This is a genomic window from Mycobacterium neglectum (genome assembly GCF_002591975.1).
In the GTDB taxonomy this organism is placed as follows: Bacteria; Actinomycetota; Actinomycetes; order Mycobacteriales; family Mycobacteriaceae; genus Mycobacterium; species Mycobacterium neglectum.
In genome coordinates this window covers 38,312-54,913 of sequence record NZ_NVQE01000028.1, presented here as the reverse complement: position 1 = coordinate 54,913, position 16,602 = coordinate 38,312, and the positions used below count along the sequence as shown (strand labels likewise).

General features: G+C 67.0%; 15 protein-coding genes. 6 read left to right on the top strand and 9 right to left on the bottom strand.

The window, feature by feature from the left end:
- Positions 1–17: 17 nt before the first annotated feature.
- From hpt to CSQ99_RS20545, 5 genes are read right to left on the bottom strand one after another with little or no spacing between them, the layout of a single operon-like run.
- Positions 18–584, bottom strand: coding sequence for a hypoxanthine phosphoribosyltransferase (gene hpt, locus CSQ99_RS20565; RefSeq protein WP_245909011.1), 567 nt, complete (start codon positions 582–584; stop codon positions 18–20).
- Between the two features lie 40 nt (positions 585–624).
- Positions 625–1,587 (bottom strand): tRNA lysidine(34) synthetase TilS, encoded by a 963-nt coding sequence (gene tilS, locus CSQ99_RS20560; RefSeq protein WP_099040858.1) that lies wholly within the window; start codon positions 1,585–1,587, stop codon positions 625–627.
- Positions 1,566–2,639: a zinc-dependent metalloprotease gene (locus tag CSQ99_RS20555; RefSeq protein ID WP_176561118.1), complete on the bottom strand. Its 1,074-nt coding sequence runs from the start codon at positions 2,637–2,639 to the stop codon at positions 1,566–1,568. Before CSQ99_RS20555 ends, tilS begins: the two co-directional genes overlap by 22 nt.
- A complete protein-coding gene (gene dacB, locus CSQ99_RS20550) occupies positions 2,636–4,015 on the bottom strand; it encodes a D-alanyl-D-alanine carboxypeptidase/D-alanyl-D-alanine endopeptidase (protein WP_099040856.1) in 1,380 nt (459 codons plus the stop codon). Before dacB ends, CSQ99_RS20555 begins: the two co-directional genes overlap by 4 nt.
- 55 nt (positions 4,016–4,070) lie before the next feature.
- Positions 4,071–4,925, bottom strand: coding sequence for a DUF6159 family protein (locus tag CSQ99_RS20545; protein ID WP_099040855.1), 855 nt, complete (start codon positions 4,923–4,925; stop codon positions 4,071–4,073).
- 88 nt (positions 4,926–5,013) lie between these two features.
- Here CSQ99_RS20545 and CSQ99_RS20540 point away from each other — a divergent pair, with 88 nt between their 5' ends.
- The gene (locus CSQ99_RS20540) at positions 5,014–5,502 is read left to right on the top strand and encodes an inorganic diphosphatase (protein WP_099040854.1); all 489 of its coding nucleotides are present in this window, start codon (positions 5,014–5,016) and stop codon (positions 5,500–5,502) included.
- A 77-nt stretch (positions 5,503–5,579) separates the two neighbouring features.
- Positions 5,580–6,095 (top strand): 2-oxo-4-hydroxy-4-carboxy-5-ureidoimidazoline decarboxylase, encoded by a 516-nt coding sequence (locus CSQ99_RS20535; protein ID WP_099040853.1) that lies wholly within the window; start codon positions 5,580–5,582, stop codon positions 6,093–6,095.
- Positions 6,096–6,105: 10 nt separating this feature from the next.
- On the opposite strand, the gene CSQ99_RS20530 is transcribed toward CSQ99_RS20535, so the two are convergent.
- Complete coding sequence (locus tag CSQ99_RS20530; protein WP_099040852.1) at positions 6,106–6,654, bottom strand: hypothetical protein; 549 nt, start codon at positions 6,652–6,654, stop codon at positions 6,106–6,108.
- On the bottom strand, positions 6,633–6,866 hold the full coding sequence (locus CSQ99_RS20525) for a hypothetical protein (RefSeq protein ID WP_099040851.1): 234 nt from the start codon (positions 6,864–6,866) through the stop codon (positions 6,633–6,635). The genes CSQ99_RS20530 and CSQ99_RS20525 overlap by 22 nt, the downstream gene beginning before the upstream one ends.
- Positions 6,867–6,979: 113 nt before the next feature.
- Between CSQ99_RS20525 and CSQ99_RS20520 the strand changes: the two genes are divergently transcribed.
- Positions 6,980–8,125: a serine hydrolase domain-containing protein gene (locus CSQ99_RS20520; protein ID WP_099040850.1), complete on the top strand. Its 1,146-nt coding sequence runs from the start codon at positions 6,980–6,982 to the stop codon at positions 8,123–8,125.
- Positions 8,126–8,184: 59 nt separating this feature from the next.
- On the opposite strand, the gene CSQ99_RS20515 is transcribed toward CSQ99_RS20520, so the two are convergent.
- Positions 8,185–9,219, bottom strand: coding sequence for a TerC family protein (locus CSQ99_RS20515; RefSeq protein WP_099040884.1), 1,035 nt, complete (start codon positions 9,217–9,219; stop codon positions 8,185–8,187).
- A 285-nt stretch (positions 9,220–9,504) separates the two neighbouring features.
- Between CSQ99_RS20515 and CSQ99_RS20510 the strand changes: the two genes are divergently transcribed.
- Genes CSQ99_RS20510 through CSQ99_RS20500 form a run of 3 tightly spaced genes read left to right on the top strand, consistent with a single transcriptional unit; the run spans position 9,505 to position 16,003 of the window.
- Complete coding sequence (locus CSQ99_RS20510) at positions 9,505–13,434, top strand: Pls/PosA family non-ribosomal peptide synthetase (protein WP_099040849.1); 3,930 nt, start codon at positions 9,505–9,507, stop codon at positions 13,432–13,434.
- Positions 13,431–14,768, top strand: coding sequence for a M1 family metallopeptidase (locus tag CSQ99_RS20505; protein ID WP_099040848.1), 1,338 nt, complete (start codon positions 13,431–13,433; stop codon positions 14,766–14,768). The genes CSQ99_RS20510 and CSQ99_RS20505 overlap by 4 nt, the downstream gene beginning before the upstream one ends.
- Positions 14,765–16,003, top strand: a complete 1,239-nt coding sequence (locus CSQ99_RS20500) for a hypothetical protein (protein WP_099040847.1) — start codon at positions 14,765–14,767, stop codon at positions 16,001–16,003. Before CSQ99_RS20505 ends, CSQ99_RS20500 begins: the two co-directional genes overlap by 4 nt.
- Here CSQ99_RS20500 and CSQ99_RS20495 read toward each other — a convergent pair.
- Positions 16,000–16,602, bottom strand: coding sequence for a TetR/AcrR family transcriptional regulator (locus CSQ99_RS20495; protein ID WP_099040846.1), 603 nt, complete (start codon positions 16,600–16,602; stop codon positions 16,000–16,002). The genes CSQ99_RS20500 and CSQ99_RS20495 overlap by 4 nt on opposite strands.

The window sequence follows — 16,602 nt, the reverse complement described above, 5'->3', positions numbered from 1 at the left end:
CCCACATCTTGCGCCGACTACAGCTGCTCGTACACCTTGGGGTCCAGCGTGCCGATGTAGGGCAGGTCGCGGTAGCGCTCGGCATAGTCGAGGCCGTAGCCGACGACGAACTCGTTGGGGATGTCGAAGCCGACGTAGGCGATGTCGACATCGGCGCGGACGGCGGCGTCGGGTTTGCGCATCAACGTGCACACCCGCAACGAACGCGGGTGCCGCGTCGCGAGGTTGCGCAGCAGCCAGGACAACGTGAGCCCAGAGTCGACGATGTCCTCGACGATCAGCACGTCGCGGTCGTTGATGTCGCGGTCGAGATCCTTGAGGATGCGTACCACGCCCGACGAGGACGTCGATGTTCCGTAGGAACTGACGGCCATGAACTCCAGCTGGGTCGGCAGCGGGATCGCCCTGGCGAGGTCGGTGACGAAGAACACCGCACCTTTGAGCACCGTGATGAGCAGAAGATCCTGGCCGTTCTCGGCGAGGGCGTCGCGGTACTCCGCGCCGAGCTGCGCGCCGAGCTGCGCGACCTTCGCCTGAATTTCGTCCGACGAGATCAGCACCGACTTGATGTCACCCGGATACATCTCGGTGGTTTCCACGGCCACGTGCACAGCGTGCCATGTTTCACACGGGCTCGGTGTGCAGGGTCAGCATCCCGTCACGTCGGCCCGCGATCAGCCGTCGGCTGCGCAGCGGTGATCCCACCGCGACGCCGCCCTGTCCGCGCCACGCCGTCACCAGAGTGTCGACACCGCGAATCTGCTTGTCGGTCAGCGAACTGGCACCGCCGGCCAGCAGCCAGCCTCGAATCACCCTGCGCCGAACGGCGTCCGGCAGGTTGACCAGACGAGCGGTGTCGAGGCCGCCTGCGGTCGGCATCTCGGCGAGCTCGCGCTCTGCCAATCCGTCGAGCATCTCAGTGTCCTCGCGCAGCGCGGCGGCGGTGCGGGCCAGCGCCTCGGCGACACCGCCGCCGAGCACGTCTTCGAGCAGCGGCAGCACCTCGGCGCGCAGCCGGGGACGGGTATACCGGCGATCGACGTTGTGCGGGTCCTGCCACGGCGTCAGGTTCAGCTCGGCGCACGCCGCCTGCGTCACCGCACGTCGAATCCCGAGCAGCGGGCGGCCCCAAGGTGGGTCGAGTGGGCGCATACCGGCGATGGAGCGGGCACCCGAGCCGCGGCCAAGGCCGAGCAGTACGGTCTCCGCCTGATCATCGAGCGTGTGCGCGAGCAGCACCGGCGCATCGCCTCGCGCGCTGTCCAGTGCGCGGTAGCGCGCGGTGCGCGCGGCGGCCTCGGGACCACCAGCGGAGCCTACATCGACGCAAAGAACTTGAGCCTCAACACATCCCAGTGCCAGCGCCTGCTCGCGCGCAGTTGCCGCGACCGCGCCGGAATCGACCTGCATTCGATGATCGACGATCAGCGCTGTCGTCGGCTTCACCGTTACCGCGGCCGCCGTCAGCGCCAACGAATCGGCACCCCCGGACAGCGCCACACACCAGCGCGGGCTTGCGCTCGCGTGCTCGCGGGAGAACGCCGTCACCGCCGCCTGCAGTGCGGCTAGAGCACTCTGTCGATCCACCGTTGTGGCTTGTCGATTTCCGTTGGCAGCGGGAGGGTTTCCGGGCTCGACCACACGGTGTTGAACCGCGTCATCCCGACCCGGGACACCACGTGGTCGACGAATGCCTTACCGCGGGTGTACTGGCTGAGTTTGGCGTCGAACCCGAGTAGCGCCCGCACGACCCGCTGCAGCGGCGGCTGCTTACGTTGGCGCCGTTCGTCGAAGCGCCTGCGGATCGTCGCCACCGACGGCACCACCTTGGGTCCGACGGCATCCATCACATGGTCTGCATGACCCTCGAGAAGGGTGCCCAGCACCAGCAGTCGGTCCAGCGCCTGCCGTTGCGGTTCGGCCTGAACCGCGCGCATCAGGCCGATCATTCCCGACGAATTCGGTTCCGAATCAGCGTCGACGACGTAATCGCGACGGCTCCGGAGAAACTCCGCGAGGCGCCCCACCACCTGGGTAACGTCGTCGCCGGCTTCCTGGGTGAGCACCCCGAGAGACTGCGACATGTGGTCTGCCAGCCATGGGTTGGCGCGAAACTGGACTCGGTGGGTGACCTCGTGCAGACATACCCAGAGCCGGAAATCGCCTGGGTCGACCCGCAATTGGCGCTCCACGCCGATCACGTTGGGATAGACCAGGAGCAACTCGCCGCCGTCGCGGCCGAACGGGTCGTACTGGCCGAGGATGCCCTGCGACACGAACGCAAGCACGGCGCCGGTCTGCGCACCGGTGATGCGTCCGCTGATGAAACTGTTCGGTTTCTCTGCGCCGCCGGTCATTACGCGCATCGACTGGGTTGCGGCGTGGATCCACTGCGGGCGGTCCACGATGCGGGCTTCGGGAATCGCGCCGCCCTCATTGAGACCGGTGACTTCACGCACCGGCACCTCGGCGGTGCGTGACGACTCGGCCAATTGGTCGATGACCTGACGGTGGGTGTAGTCGGAGGCGGCCGGACCCGGCCGCGCCAGTTTCTTCCCGACCTGGGCGGCGAAGTCCCAGTCGACAGTGCGTCCGACGCTGGGCGATGCCTTGACGGACTGCTGAGTCGAGGTGCTCATGTGCTGCATCCACACGACCGTAGCGCGGCGGCGAAGGTGTCGAGCGCGATGCGGCCCGTCGGCCCGGCCTCGTTGGAGATGAAGGCGAACGTGAGCACCCGGCCGCTCGCGTCGGTGATGATGCCGGCCAGTGAGTTGGTACCGGTCAGCGACCCCGTCTTGGCCCGCAGGAACCCGGCGGCCGACCGACCGGCGTCGGTGTCGAGGTAGCGGTTGGACAGGGTCCCACTGCCGCCCGCGATCGGCAGCATCTCGACCAGCGGACGCAGCTTGGGTTGGGCGCTGCCCGCGGCGGCGTTGACGACTTCGTCGAGGGTCTCCGCGGTGAGCCGGTCATCGACAGACAGCCCGCTGGAGTCGAACAGCCTGGCGTTGGTGGTGTCGATCTTGGCGCCGTCCAGTTCGCCGAGCACCGCCTGCACCGCGCCGGCGAAACTCTGCGGGAGGCCGACTTCGGCAGCGACCTCACGACCGATCGACTCGGCCATCACGTTGTCGGACGCGTTCATCATGTCGCGCAGCCGGTCGATGAGCGGCGGTGACTGCACTGACGCGATCTCCTGGCCACCGCGCGCCGCCCCCGGCGCCACCGTCACCTTTGCGGGATGCACGCCCAGCGCAACGGCCAAGGCGCGGCCGGCGTCCAGCGCGGGGGTCTTGGAACGCCAGGAGTCGACGCTGACCGGCTGCGTGCGGCCGCCGTCGAGCATCACCGACTCCATCGGCGCGATGTCGCCGCCGTCGATATCGGCCGGATCCCAGCCCGGTGCCATCGTGGGGCCGCTATAGGTGCTCACGTCGACCTGCACTTCGGTGGCATTGATACCCGCGGCCTCGACCTGCTCGGCCAGATCGCTGATCCGCGCAGCATCGCGGTACCAGGTCTGCTCGTCGGGCGCGGCCGCCGACAGCGTCTGATCTCCGCCGCCCTTCAGCACCACCGCTCCGGGCTTGTTGATGCGGAAGACCCGGGTGGTGAGCCGGTCGTCACGTTCGAGGGCCAGCAGCGCCGCCGCGGCCGTGAGCGTCTTGTTGGTCGACGCCGGTTGCATCGGCACATCGGCACCTCGGGCCCACAGTTCGGCCCCGGTGATGGCATCGGTGATGCGGCCGGTGAACTTGCCGAGGTTGGGGTCGGCGAGCGCGGGCGCGAGCACCAGCGCCAGTCGGTCGGGGGTGGGCTTGGGGGCGGATTCGTCGACGGGCACGATGCCCGGGCTCGCCGACGCTGCCGCCGGTGCGGGCTTGACCGCCGCCGCATCGGGGGCACCTCCGCCGGTCAGCAGCGCCGACGCCGCGACGACGGCGGCGACCAACGCCAGCACCGCCACCGCGATCAACGCATGGGTGGATCGCCCCCACGTCGTGGGCCGCATAGCTCTCCTGGTCTCGAACGATCGCCGCTCTAAGCAGGGTATCCGTTGCCGTCGGTTACGCCCGCCGAGTGCCGGCGCCGAACGCCGTCTGCACGAGCTGCGCGTCGAACGCGGCAGGTGCCTGGCCGGTGGCCGCGTACTGGTACACCGCAACGCGGAAAATCGAGTTCAGCGCGCTGGAGACGATGGCGACGACGATCACCGCGGCCGCCGCGACAGCACCGACCGCGATGCCAAGCGGCGCCAGGCCAGCAGAGAACAGGGCGAACCCGGCGCCGAAGCCGGCGAGGACGAGCACGAAGACGATCAGCCCCGTCACCGCCGAAATCGCGACCTGACCAGTCGCACCTTCACCCCATTTGGCCTTGACGACCTGCACCGACCGCTTCAGCGACCGGAACGGTCCGGTGCCCTCCAGCGCGATCACGGGGATCACGAAGAACGTCGCGATCGCCCATGCGGCACCGGCGATCCACACCGCGATCCTGCCCGCGATCGGAAAGCGGTTCTCGAGGATCTGCAGGATCAGCCCGACGGTGCCTGCGACGAGGGTCCAGCCCAAGATCGGCCCGATACGGCCCATCGCGGCCGAGATACCCTCGCCGACTCTGGTGTCCTCGCCACGCAACGAGCGTGCCGCACATGCGGCCAGCGCTACGTTGAAGAAAATGACGGTGAACGTGGACGTGTAGATGGTCACGACGGCGCCGACGGCGATGATCGGGTTGTTCTCGTCGACGGTCCCGTTCTGGAGGAGGCCCGCGGTGATCACCGTCGGCACCCAGATCACGACAAGCGCAATCGCGGCGAACACGGCCGACAGGATCGGGAAGATCACCAGCGACCGGTCGTTCTTCAATACCGCCCAGCTCTGTTTCGTCAGAGCCCAGCCGCTTGAGATTCTGCCCATCGTGCCTCCCGAGTAGGTGGCCAGAATCGTAGGCAGATTAGGGTGATGCCGTCCGCAATACCGCAGCACAGGGCAGGAAGGCGCCGGAGTGGAATTCGACGTAGTCATCGAGATCCCGAAGGGTTCGCGCAACAAGTACGAGGTGGACCACGACTCCGGGCGGGTCAAGCTCGACCGCTACCTCTACACGTCGATGGCGTACCCGGCCGACTACGGTTTCTTCGAGAACACCCTCGGCGAGGACGGCGACCCGCTGGACGCGCTGATCCTGCTGCCCGAATCCGTGTTCCCCGGGTGCATCGTCGAGGCCCGGCCGGTCGCGATGTTCCAGATGACCGACGAAGCCGGCGGCGACGACAAGCTGCTGTGCGTACCCGCGGGCGACGGGCGCTGGGACCACATCCAGGACCTCGAAGACGTGCCCGCGTTCGAACTGGACGCGATCAAGCACTTCTTCGTGCACTACAAGGACCTCGAGCCGGGCAAGTTCGTCAGAGCCGCGGACTGGGTGGGGCGCGAAAAGGCCGAGGCGGAACTGCAAGCCTCTGTCGAGCGGTTCAAGACCGCAGGCCACTGAGGGACGACTGAGTTTTCACCGCCGTAACACGCGGTAACGCGGGCGTACTCTGCGCCTCCGATGATGACGCTGTGTTGATGCATCAGGGGATCGGCCTCGAGGCGTTCAACGCAATGCCCATGCGGCGCGCGGTACATGCCGTATACGAGTGCTACTACAGCGTGCCGCTGGCCGCCGATCTTTGCCGCGGCAGGCCCTTTGCCAGCCACGACGAACTCTTCCGGGCCGCGGACGAGTTGCTGTTCGGGCTATCAGAAGAATCGGTCGACACCATCCTGCAGGCCTATCCCGACATCGGACGTCGGCCCGGCAGCGAGAAATCAGCGGCCGAGCAGTGTGCCATTTGGTGCGATCAGCCAGAGGTCATGGTCCAGCTGGGACAGGCGTCGGAACGCTACCTGGCGCACTTCGGCTTCGGCTTCGTCATGTTCATCAACGGATACACCGCACAGGACGTGCTCGCGACGATGTCAGACCGGCTTCACAACGACGCCGAGACCGAGCGCAAGGTCGTGCGCAACGAACTGGCTCGGATCAACCGCACTCGCCTGGAACGCATGCTCGGACCCGAGGGCGGCTACAACAACTGGTGATGCCCTCGAGCTAGACCGCCTGCCAGTCCAGGATCGCGGTGTTCTGCTTCTGCCCGAGTTCGGTGACGAAGTCCGGGGGCACGGGATCGTTTGGCGGACCCTCGAACTCGATCGTCGTCGCCACATTTCCTTCGGTGAAGGACAGCACGGTCACTGACTCCGTCCCGTCGAGCGAGGTCCCCGAGACCATCGTCCCGCCGGTGCCCACCGGCGCAGGCACCGATGTCGGATTGCCCACCTGGGCCGCGGCCCCGGCAAGTGATCCCGTCGCCTCCTGCGCGCTGGGGAGTATCAGGATGGTGGTGGTGATCGACCGGGTGGCACCTTCGCGGTGGGTGTACTCGGCCCGCACGCCCCGCTGCCCGTTCGGATCGATCTCGAACGGGGCCGCGCTGAACGCCTGCGAATCCGTCACGAGGTTCGGGTCAACGGGCAGCTGACTGTAGTTGCCGGATTGTGCTGCGGCAGAACCCAAACCACCGATCGTCGCCGCAACGGCCATGGCGGCGAATGCTGCCGCCGCCTTCACGTAGGTGTTCAGCATGGGTAACACGCCCATCCGCGCCACCCGTCGCGCCAGAACCAGCCGGGTCCGCAGCCCATGTTGCCTGTGGTCCCATAGCAGTCCAGCGGCTGGGTCTTCGGTGCGGTCGGCACCGAAGGCTGGGTGTAGGTCGCATCTTGAACAACTCCCGCCGCGGCTGCCGGCGCGGTCAGGATTGTTCCGGTCGCCATCGCGGCCACAGCGACCGCCATCGTGAGTCTGTGCATAGACTGCTCCCCCTCAATATTGACTCTCGGGTAAGCAGAAGGTACCTCTCAGGGGCCGGGGGCACTTCGCAATTGCCGGAACAAAGCGACACCGGGCGTCGCATGATGGTCCGATGCATGACGTACTGCAGGGGCACTGCGATCCGCGATTCGACAAGGTGGCCGAGGCGCTCGCCGACGAGATCCTGTGCGGCGGCGAAGTCGGCGCCGCCATAGCGATCGACATCGACGGCGAATCCGTGGTCGACATGTGGGGCGGCCACGCGGACGCCGCGAAGACGGTGCCGTGGAGTGAGGACACCATCGTCAACGTCTGGTCGTCGACCAAGACGATCACTGCGCTTGCAGCCCTGATGCTCATCGACCGGGGACTGGTCGAAGCCACCGCACCCGTGGCCACCTACTGGCCTGAGTTCGCCGCGAACGGCAAGCAGCACATCGAGTTTCGTCATCTGCTGTCACACACGTCGGGTCTTTCCGGATGGGACCAGCCGGTGGTGGTGGAGGATGTTTTCGACTGGGCGAAGTCGACGGCCGCACTGGCCGCCCAGGCTCCGTGGTGGCAACCGGGCACCGCATCGGGCTATCACGCCCTCACCTACGGCCATCTCATCGGCGAGGTCCTGCGCCGCGTGACCGGAACGACGTTGAAAGACTTCGTGCGCGACGAGATCGCCGGCCCGCTCGGCGCCGACTTCCAGATCGGCGCCAGCCCGACTGATGCCGGCCGGATCGCGGAGATCATTCCCGCGACGGAGCCGCTCGACCTTCCGCCCATGGATCAGTGGCCCGCACCGATGTTGAAAACGTTCACCGGCCCGGCGCCCGACCCCGCCGTAGCCAACACCGATGGGTGGCGGGCCGCCGACATCGGCGGAGCCAACGGCCACGGCAACGCCAGATCACTGGCGCGCATCCTGTCCGCGATTTCGTTGGGCGGCACGGTGGATGGTGTCCAACTACTGCGGCCCGAAACCATCGACAAGATCTTCGAAGTCCAATCCGACGGCCCCGATCTCGTCCTGGCCAATCATCCGCTGAGATTCGGGTTGGGATTCGGTCTTCCGCAACGCGAATCCATTCCGTTCGTTCCCGACGGACGCATCTGCTTCTGGGGCGGCTGGGGCGGATCGTGGGAAACCATGAACCCCGACCGTCGCGCCACGGTCGCCTACGTGATGAACAAGATGGGGCCGGGAATCGAGGGTTCGCCCCGCACCGACCGGTACTTCACGCTGGTCTACGAAGCCTTCGCCTGATCCCGCAGAGCCAGCGCAGTACCGGTCGGCGTTCGAGCGGCCGCCGTCGACCCTTCCGATCAGCGCGGATCCAAGGACTCCTCGGTAGCCGGCGCCGAATCCTTGCCGGCGTCGCTGTCCTTGCCGTTCTTCACATCGTGCACGCGCGTCTTGTAGAGGCTGGCCACGGTGGTGATGAGCAGCGTCACGATGATCACGCCGAGGCTGGCCAGCGTCGGGATCTCCGGCACCGGCACATGCTCGCCGCCGTTGATGAAGGGCAGCTCGTTCTCGTGCAGCGCGTGCAGGATCAGCTTCACGCCGATGAACGCGAGGATGATGGCGAGCCCCTGCGACAGGTAGACCAGCCGCTTCAACAGGTCACCGAGCAGGAAGTAGAGCTGACGCAGACCCATCAGCGCGAACACGTTCGCCGTGAACACCAGATACGGCTCGCGGGTCAGGCCGTAGATCGCGGGAATCGAGTCCAGCGCGAAGAGCAGATCGGTGGTGCCGAGCGCGACGATCACGAGGAACATCGGCGTCATCAGCCGCTTGCCGTTCTCCCTGATCCACATCTTGAGGCCGTGCCACTCATCGGTCAGGCTGAGATGCTTGCGCGCGAAGCGCACCACGAAGTTCTCGGCGTCGTCATCGTGATCGGTGTCGCGGACGAGCGTGATGGCGGTGTAGACCAGAAACGCGCCGAAAGCGTAGAAAATCCAGGAGAACTGGTTGATGGCCACCGCGCCGAGCGCGATGAAGATGCCGCGGAAGATCAGCGCCAGGATGATGCCGACCAGCAGCGCCTGCTGCTGATACTTCCTCGGCACCTTGAAGCTGGCCATGATGATCAAGAAGATGAACAAGTTGTCCACCGAGAGGCTGTATTCGGTGAGCCAACCTGTGAAGAACTCCAGGCCGAACTGGCTGCCGTGGAAGTTCCACACCCAGATGCCGAATGCGACCGCAAGCGTGAGGTAGATCGTCAGATACGTGCCGGTTTCGCGCTTCGTCGGTTCGTGCGGGCGACGCCCGATCACGATGACGTCGAACAGCAGAATCGCGATCGTCACGCCCAGCGTGATGATCCACTCGAGTTGAGAAACGTTCACAAAACCTCCGGTCGTCGCGGCGAGCCGCGGATGCGGCCCGAAAAACGCCGGAGGTCTCTTCCACCGCCACGACCGTGCGGCCCGCAGCACCGGTCGACCGATTGGGGTCGACGTGATGACGACGCTGCGGCGAAGGAATACTCCCCTCCGCCCGTGATTCTGCCAGGTAACCGCGATTGACCGAAATCGAGGAGATCAAACGTGCGATCGCTGTTCGCGCAATTGTGATCAGCCACCGCGTGCGGCGTGCACGCGCAGCCATGGCCGCTTAGTAGTTTTGTATCCGTGACTGGGGACGTTGGGCACCAGATACCTGCGCAGTATCTGCTGTCGGCACATGCGCCCGAACCCCGCACGCTCATCGACATCCTCTACGACACCGCGGGCCGTCATCCGGATTCGCCTGCCATCGACGACGGCGAGGTCCAGCTCACCTATGCCGAGCTGGTCTCCGATATCGAGGACAGCGTCGAATGGCTGGCCACCCGGGGCATCGGGCGCGGGGACCGCATCGGAATCCGCATGCCATCGGGCAGCTACGCGCTGTACGTGGCGATCCTCGCGACCCTGGCCAGCGGCGCGGCCTACGTTCCGGTGGACGCCGACGATCCCGACGAACGGGCCGACCTGGTGTTCGGCGAGGCCCGCGTGGTCGCGATCATCACCGAGGCGGGGCTGATCCGCGCCCATGGCTCCTCGCGCGGGTGGCGGGCCGCCGCTCCACTCGGCCGTGACGACGCGTGGATCATCTTCACCTCGGGCTCCACCGGTACGCCGAAGGGCGTTGCGGTCACGCATCGGAGTGCGGCGGCGTTCGTCGATGCGGAAGCACGAATGTTTCTGCAGGACAATCCGATCGGGCCAGGCGACCGGGTGCTGGCCGGACTGTCGGTGGCGTTCGATGCGTCGTGCGAGGAGATGTGGCTGGCCTGGCGGCACGGGGCGTGCCTGGTGCCTGCACCACGGTCGCTGGTACGCAGCGGCATGGATCTGGGCCCATGGCTGGTGTCGCGGGACATCACGGTTGTCTCCACCGTGCCGACGCTTGCGGCGTTATGGCCCGCCGAGGCGCTCGAGGCGGTGCGGCTGCTGATCTTCGGCGGTGAGGCCTGCCCGCCGGAGCTCGCCGAGCGGCTCGCGGTCGAGGGGCGCGAGGTGTGGAACACCTACGGACCCACCGAGGCGACCGTCGTCGCGTGCGCGGCGCGGCTGGCGGGCGCCGCGCCTGTCAGCATCGGGCTGCCACTGCCCGGCTGGGACCTGGCGGTGGTCGACCGCTCGGGCGTCCCGGTGTCGCCGGGCGAGGTCGGTGAACTCGTCATCGGCGGCGTCGGCCTGGCCCGCTATCTGGATCCGGACAAGGACGCCGAGAAGTACGCCGCTATGCCTTCTTTGGGTTGGGATCGCGCATACCGCAGCGGCGACCTGGTTCGCCTAGAGACCGACGGCCTCTACTTCCAGGGGCGCGCCGACGACCAGGTCAAGGTCGGCGGCCGCCGGATCGAGCTGGGCGAGGTCGATGCGGCGCTGGTCAATCTGCCGGGAGTCAGCGGCGGCGCGGCCGCGGTGCGGCGCACGGCCAGTGGCACCCCGCTGCTGGTCGGCTACATAGCGAGCGCAGATCCGTCCTTCGATCTGGCTGCGGCGCGCGCCACGCTGGCCGAGGCTTTGCCCGCTGCGCTCGTGCCGCGCCTGGTGCTCGTGGCCGAACTGCCCACCCGGACCTCGGGCAAGGTCGACCGCAACGCACTGCCGTGGCCGCCTCCCGGCGAACCGGAGGGCGCCGATGCCGCCGATTTGGTGGGCACGATGGGCTGGGTGGCGGGCCTGTGGCGCGACGTCCTGGCCTCCGCCATCGAGGGTCCCGAGGCGGACTTCTTCGCTCTCGGCGGCGGATCGTTGTCGGCCGCCCAGTTGGTGGCCGCACTACGTCAGCGGTATCCGCAGGTGACGGTCGCCGACCTCTACGACCATCCCCGACTCGGCTCGCTGACCGGATATCTCGACGAACTCAAACCGCCGCCGCGGGTAAAGACCCGTGTGGTCGCACCGACGCCGTGGCTCTCCCAAGCCGTCCAGGTCGCCCTGACGCTGCCCCTGTCCACGCTGACCGGGCTGCAGTGGGTGGTCTGGCTGGCCCTGGCCAACAACGTCGCCGCCGAACTGAATCTGGTGCCATGGGCGGCATCAATCAGCTGGTGGTGGATCGTCGCGGGATTCCTGCTGTTCGTCAGTCCGTTGGGCCGGATGGGCATCGCGGTGCTGTTCGCACGGATGCTGTTGTCAGGTTTGGAGCCCGGCACGTATCGCCGCGGCGGTCCTGCGCATCTGCGGGTGTGGTTCGCCGAACGTCTCGCGGAGGCCAGCGGTGCGGAGAATCTGGCAGGCGCGCCGTGGCTGGTGTACTACGCCCGCGCGCTCGGCAACAAGGTCGGCAAGGGGGTCGACCTGCACTCGGCCCCGCCGGTGACGGGGATGATGAAACTCGGTCACCGCAGTTCGGTCGAACCCGAGGTCGATCTCACGGGCCACTGGATCGACGGCGACCACTTCCACGTCGGCCGGATCACCATCGGCAACGACGCCACCATCGGCGCCCGCACGACGCTGCTGCCCGGGGCCATCGTCGGCAAGAACGCGGACGTCGCCCCGGGTTCGGGGGTGGTCGGCAAGGTCAAGAACGGCCAGTACTGGAAAGGCTCGCCCGCGGTGAAGTCCGGTAAGGCCCGCCATCCGTGGCCAGATCACCGACCGCGACGGGCACCGCTGTGGGTCGTTGTCTACGGAGCGACGTCGGTGCTCCTTGGCGCGGTGCCGCTGCTGGCACTCGGTGTCGGCCTCGCCGTGATCGGGTGGGGTATCCGCGGCGCGGGCACGGTGACGGCCGCGATCGCACCTGCCGCACTGTGGACCCCGGTGGCGACGGTGGCCGCCGTGCTGACATACGCACTGCTGACGGTGATCGGGGTGCGGGTTCTTTCGCTGTGGCTCAGTGAGGGCTATCACCCGGTGCGCAGTCGCGTCGGCTGGCAGATATGGGCCACCGAGCGACTGATGGACGCTGCGCGCAACTACCTGTTCCCGCTGTACGCCAGCCTGCTGACCCCGTGGTGGCTGCGCGTGCTCGGCGCGAAGGTGGGCCGCGGCACCGAGATTTCGACGGCGCTGCTGACACCGAAGTTCACGGTGATCGAGGACGGCGCGTTCCTGGCCGACGACACCATGGTGGCGTCCTATGAACTCGGCGGCGGCTGGATCCACGTCGCGAAGGCGACCATCGGCAAACGCGCTTTCCTCGGCAACTCGGGCATCACCCAGCCGGGCCGAAAGGTGCCCGACGACGGGCTGGTCGCGGTGCTGTCCGCCGCACCGCACAAGGCGAAGGCGGGATCGTCGTGGCTCGGCAGCCCGCCGGTTCGACTGCGGCGCAAACCGACAGCGGCCGACACACTGCGCACCTTCCATCCGTCACTGCGGCTGAAGATCCTGCGCGCCATGGTCGAAACCTGCCGGATCATCCCGCTGATCGTGACGTTTGCGATCGGTGTCGCCGTGCTGCTGGCGTTGCAATGGCTGGCTGTCAGTTTCGGTTGGCTGTGGCCGGTGCTGGCCGGCGGTACCGTGCTGCTGGCGGCGGGCGCGATCGCCGGCGGCATCGCGGTGATAGCGAAATGGGTTGTGGTGGGCCGCATTCAGGCCATCGAGCATCCGCTGTGGTCGCCATTCGTGTGGCGCAATGAAGTGTCGGACACCTTCGTCGAGACCGTCGCGGCGCCGTGGTTCGCGCGCGCAGCGACCGGCACTCCGGTGATGAACCTGTGGCTGCGGGCGCTCGGCGCGTCGATCGGGCGCGGTGTCTGGTGCGAAACGTACTGGTTGCCAGAGGCCGACCTGGTCACCCTCGACAAGGGGTCAACCGTCAACCGTGGCTGCGTGGTTCAGACGCACCTGTTCCACGACCGCATCATGCGGATGGACACCGTTGTGCTGGAGGAGGGTTCGACTCTGGGACCACACTGCGTCGCGTTGCCCGCCGCACGGATCGGTGCGGGCGCGACGGTCGGCCCGGCCTCACTGGTGATGCGTGGCGACGAAGTACCGCCCTCGACCCGCTGGCTCGGCAATCCGATCGCGCCGTGGAATCTGTTCCGCAAGAATCGCGGCGGCGACACACCTGATCCGGCACCCAAGAAGCCAAAAGACGCCGCCGCGTGACACGCAGCAAGAAGAAGGGGCCCGCTCCCGTCATCGATCCATACATCCCGGCCAACGGCAATTTCGGCTACCGGGTATCGCGCTACGAACTCGACCTGGAATACAAGGTCGCGATCAATCGACTGTCCGGCACGGCGACGATCACCGCCGTAACACTTGCGGCTCTGCGAAGCTTCACCCTCGACCTGTCCCACGCACTCAACGTGACGAAGGTGACGGTGAACGGACGACGACCCGCGCAGTTCAGGTCGTCGCATCACAAGCTGCACATCGGTCTGGCGGACGCCGTGCCCGCCGGAGCCGCGATGTCGATCGTCGTGCGCTACGGCGGATCTCCGCGGCCGATCCACTCTCATTGGGGTGACGTCGGTTTCGAAGAGCTGACCGAGGGTGCTCTGGTGGCGGGTCAACCGAACGGCGCCGCCTCTTGGTTTCCCTGCGACGACCACCCCAGCGCGAAGGCGAGCTTCTCCATCCGGATCAGCACCGAGAGTTCGTACTACGCGCTCGCCAACGGTGAGCTGGTGTCCAAGCGGGCGCGGGCCGGAATGACCACCTGGACCTACGAGCAAGCAGAGCCGACGTCGACGTACCTGCTGACCTTGCAGATCGGGGTGTACCACCGGCACCGCATGGCCAAGAACGGCGTCCATATGCACGCGGTGCTGCCAAACCGGTTGCGGCACAACTTCGAACAGGACTTCGCCGACCAACCGCAGATGATGAAGTTGTTCGTCAAACTGTTTGGACCGTACCCCCTGGCCAGCGGCTACACCATCGTGGTCACCGACGACGATCTGGAGATACCGCTTGAGGCACAAGGTATCTCGATTTTCGGTGCCAATCACTGTGATGGAAGCGGCACTTCCGAGCGCCTGATCGCACACGAACTGGCTCACCAGTGGTTCGGCAATTCGGTTACCGCCCAGCGCTGGCGGCATATCTGGTTGCACGAGGGCTTCGCCTGCTACGCGGAGTGGCTGTGGTCTGAACACTCGGGCGGTCGAACCGCCGACGAGTGGGCGCGACACTACTACCAGCGGTTGGCCGATTCGCCTGAGGACCTGTTGCTGGCGGATCCCGGACCCCGCGACATGTTCGACGACCGGGTGTACAAGCGGGGCGCACTCACGCTGCATGTGCTTCGGCGGCGCATCGGTGACGACAACTTCTTTGCGCTGCTTCGTGATTGGACGGCACGGTATCGGCACAGCACCGCGGTGACCGACGACTTCACCGGGCTCGCGGCGAACTATACAAACGAGTCACTGAGGCCGTTGTGGGCGGCATGGCTCTACTCGACGGAGCTACCCGCGCTGGACATCGCCACGTGACCGACGCGGGCACGCCGGCCGGCCCCGTCACGCGGGCGAGCGTGGCCAGGGTCGGCGCGGCAACGGCGCTCACCGCTTTGTGCGGGTACGCGGTGCTCTACCTCGCCGCCCGCGACCTCGAGCCGATCGGCTTCTCTGTCTTCAGCGTGTTCTGGGGGGCGTTCGGCCTGGTGACCGGCGCCTCGTTCGGGCTCTTGCAGGAAGCGACCAGGGAGGTGCGCTCGGCCGGCCACACCGGGGTCGTCACCGGGCCGCGGACGCACCCGATGAGGGTGGCGGCGCTGGTCGGCGTCGCCGCCGCCGGGGTGATCGCCCTCAGTTCCCCGCTGTGGTCGGCACACGTGTTCGCCGAGTCGCGGTGGCTGTCGGTTGCGCTGCTGTCTGTGGGCCTTGCCGGCTTCTGCCTGCACGCCACGCTGATGGGCATGCTCGCCGGGCTGGACCGGTGGACCGGATACGGATCACTGATGGTGACCGATGCCGGCCTGCGGATGATCGTGGCAACGACGACGTTTTTGGTGGGTTGGGGGCTGGCCGGATACCTGTGGGCGACGGTGGCGGGTGCGATCGCCTGGCTGATCATGTTGACCGTCTCCCCTTCCGCACGGGAAGCCGCCAAGCTGCTGACACCCGGCAGCACAGCCACATTCCTGCGGGGGGCGTCGCATTCGATCGCCGCGGCCGGCGCGAGTGCCGTGCTCGTGATGGGCTTTCCTGTGCTGCTCAAGGCGACCTCGGATGATCTGGGGGCCACAGGCGGCGTCGTGATCCTCGCCGTGACGCTGACGCGTGCACCGCTACTGGTGCCGTTGACGGCCATGCAGGGGAACCTGATCGCCCATTTCGTCGACCAGCGCACGCACCGGCTGCGGGCGCTCATCGCACCGGCCGCCGTGGTGACCTCGGTTGGCCTGCTCGGTGTGCTGGCTGCGGGCGTCTTCGGACCGTGGCTGCTACGCGCCGCGTTCGGGGCCGACTACGCGGCCAGCGGCGCATTACTGGCGTGGCTGACCGCCGCAGCGATCACGATGGCGCTGTTGACCGTGACCGGCGCCGCGACGGTGGCGGCAGCGCTGCAACAGGCGTACTCACTGGGGTGGATCTCGGCGACGGTCGCAACGACGGCCCTGTTGCTGTTGCCGCTGAGCCTCGAGACACGCACCGTGGTCGCGCTGCTGTGCGGTCCACTGGTCGGGATTGTCGTGCACCTCGTCGCGCTGGCGCGAAGGCCCTAGCCGCCCTGTGCCGGTGACACACCGCTGAGCAGCGCGGTCAGCAATTCAATCCGTTTGTCCTCGAGCTCAGGCTGCGGCATCACCGCACGCACGATCGCCGCGCCGTCGAAGGTGTTCGTGAGGATCGCCGTCAGCGCGGCAAAGGTGTCGTCACCGAACTGATCGGCGCCGGGGAGCGCCCTGGCCGTCTCATAGATGTTCGCGGCGTACTCGGTGAGTACGTCTTTCAATGTGACCCGCAACTTTTCGTCGGTGCGCGCGGCAACGAGCAACTCGTACATCACCGTGTTGGTGGCGTTACCGGTGACGTCCCGCAGAACTGTCAGCGCGGCCTCCAGAGCGGGCCTGTCGGCCGGAATCTCGGCGACCCGCTTAGAGAACAGGCCGAGCTGGCGCCGCATCACTTCCTGCGCGGTGGCCGCCATGAAGTCACCCATCGTCGGGAAGTGACGAAACAGCGCGCCATCGGAAACCTTTGCACGCCTGGCGATCACCGCTGCCGAGGCCCGCGCATACCCCACTTCGACGATGGTGTCGATGCTGGCGTCGAGCAGCCGTGCGATAGTTTCCTCGCGACGCTGCTGCTGAGTCCTTGCCAT

Coding starts and splice junctions, on each gene's coding strand:
- hpt (WP_245909011.1), bottom strand. CDS start 584: ATGTATCCGGGTGACATCAAGTCGGTGCTGATCTCGTCGGACGAAATT.
- CSQ99_RS20555 (WP_176561118.1), bottom strand. CDS start 2,639: ATGAGCACCTCGACTCAGCAGTCCGTCAAGGCATCGCCCAGCGTCGGA.
- dacB (WP_099040856.1), bottom strand. CDS start 4,015: ATGCGGCCCACGACGTGGGGGCGATCCACCCATGCGTTGATCGCGGTG.
- CSQ99_RS20545 (WP_099040855.1), bottom strand. CDS start 4,925: ATGGGCAGAATCTCAAGCGGCTGGGCTCTGACGAAACAGAGCTGGGCG.
- CSQ99_RS20535 (WP_099040853.1), top strand. CDS start 5,580: ATGCATCAGGGGATCGGCCTCGAGGCGTTCAACGCAATGCCCATGCGG.
- CSQ99_RS20530 (WP_099040852.1), bottom strand. CDS start 6,654: ATGGGCGTGTTACCCATGCTGAACACCTACGTGAAGGCGGCGGCAGCA.
- CSQ99_RS20525 (WP_099040851.1), bottom strand. CDS start 6,866: ATGCACAGACTCACGATGGCGGTCGCTGTGGCCGCGATGGCGACCGGA.
- CSQ99_RS20520 (WP_099040850.1), top strand. CDS start 6,980: ATGCATGACGTACTGCAGGGGCACTGCGATCCGCGATTCGACAAGGTG.
- CSQ99_RS20495 (WP_099040846.1), bottom strand. CDS start 16,602: ATGGCAAGGACTCAGCAGCAGCGTCGCGAGGAAACTATCGCACGGCTG.